The 1,579-nt window shown below is 36.3% G+C and carries 2 protein-coding genes; both read right to left on the bottom strand.

Annotated elements, in window-relative coordinates; translation table 11 throughout:
• A partial coding sequence (locus tag FOT98_RS30450; RefSeq protein WP_144291228.1) for an RNA-guided endonuclease InsQ/TnpB family protein occupies nt 1-1,029 on the bottom strand: 1,029 nt, incomplete at its 3' end.
• Entirely contained in the window at nt 1,029-1,157 is a 129-nt protein-coding gene (locus FOT98_RS33185) for a hypothetical protein (protein WP_000672788.1), read from the bottom strand. The genes FOT98_RS30450 and FOT98_RS33185, both read right to left, overlap by 1 nt.
• Between the last annotated feature and the right edge of the window lie 422 nt (nt 1,158-1,579).

Genomic DNA, 1,579 nt, shown 5'->3' with positions numbered 1-1,579 from the left:
TCCTTCTGGTTGAACTGAATGGTCGTATTTTACTCCGCAACATGAGCAAATCTTGCTTGAAGCGAACCATTTATCAGCTTTTACATACGCAATGCCATGCTTCTTGCACTTGTATGATAAACATTGAAAGAAGAAGTTTAATTTTTGAAATGAAAATGCTTTCGATAGTTTTTTGTTTTTTAACAGGTTTGAGATAGATAAGTCTTCCACAACAATCCTCATTGGTTTGGTTTTCACCAATTTAGCTGTCGCTTGATGGATATGGTTATTTCGGATATTCGTAATTTTCCTAGATAACCGCAGGTGCTCAGTTTTCGCTTTTTCATATCCGGCCGATTGAATTTTCACACCTTTTTTAAATCTCCTAGACATATCTCTTTGTGCTGACTTTTTCCTTTTCAAAAGTTTTTTAACCTTGGCATCTTTGTTTATATTTCGTTCTTTCATACCATTAGAAGCTACAAACAGCTCTTTTAAACCAACATCCACACCAATCGACTCATTCGTTAGTTCTTGTAATTCAAAGTCTTCTTGGAATCCTACACTCATCCACCAGTGACGACCATCAAATGTAACTCTTGGATTGGATGGTTTTTTGTTTCTTGGTAGTTGTTGGCTTGTTTTCACTTCTCCAATAGACTGAATATGAACTACTTTCTTTCCTATAATCAGTCTTTCATAATTGGCATAAAATCCTTGAATTAAATCTTTTTTGGATTTATAAGAAGTGTGAGAACCATTTTTGTACTTTTTGAACGAATGTTTTCTCGCCGTATCAAAATCTTTTGAAGCCTGTTTAGGGACTTGTGCATTGATGTCTTTTAACCACCCATATCTCTTTCGCTTCTTGATCTTTGTAAATCGTTTCTGTAAAGCTAACTGTGAAACAGATTTTCCAAATAGCTTATAGTATCTATCGCTCATTCTTTTACAATAGTTATAAGCGAATCTTGCAGCACCAGCATGGTTTCTAAGCACTTTTTCTTGTTCAGGCGTTGGAATCAGTCTGACTTTCTTCGCCAATATCATCAGAATGTAACTCCTTTAATGAAAGATTTGTTCTTCTGAATCGTAGCGTGTTCCACCAGCATTCTCCTAAGACTACCAGGATACAAACCTGTTAATTCCGATACTTGACTAACTCGTGAAAATTTCATTATTATTCTCACCTCATTGAACCAAACATAGCACGTACGTTCGATAAATTCAATAAAGTTTGATAGATTCAATAAAATTTATCTTGTTCAACTAAGGGCGCAATTCCTTAGCCAGTTCTCTTATGAACTTCTCATATTTTCACATGAGCGCAGACTATATGTTTATCTACTTAAAGATAGAGGATTTTTCCACCACCATAGGCTTGTGATGTACTCTCGTCAGTTATACGAGATAGTCGTTGAACGTTCATCTTATCCATTTTGACTTAGATGATTCGAGGCGGAAGACCCATTGTTCTAGTGTTTAGGATTTACCCTTGCACCATCTGATTGATTTTTTCTGCTTTCGCGACATTCACGCTCGCTATTTCTAGCCACGTTGTAGTTCAATCAGCTTTAGGGATTGCCCGCAGTTAACCCTC

The sequence above is a fragment of the Bacillus sp. HY001 genome, assembly GCF_007558965.1.
GTDB lineage: Bacteria > Bacillota > Bacilli > Bacillales > Bacillaceae_G > Bacillus_A > Bacillus_A mobilis.
This window is presented reverse-complemented; position numbering and strand designations above follow the sequence as displayed.

Coding starts and splice junctions, on each gene's coding strand:
- FOT98_RS33185 (WP_000672788.1), bottom strand. CDS start 1,157: ATGAAATTTTCACGAGTTAGTCAAGTATCGGAATTAACAGGTTTGTAT.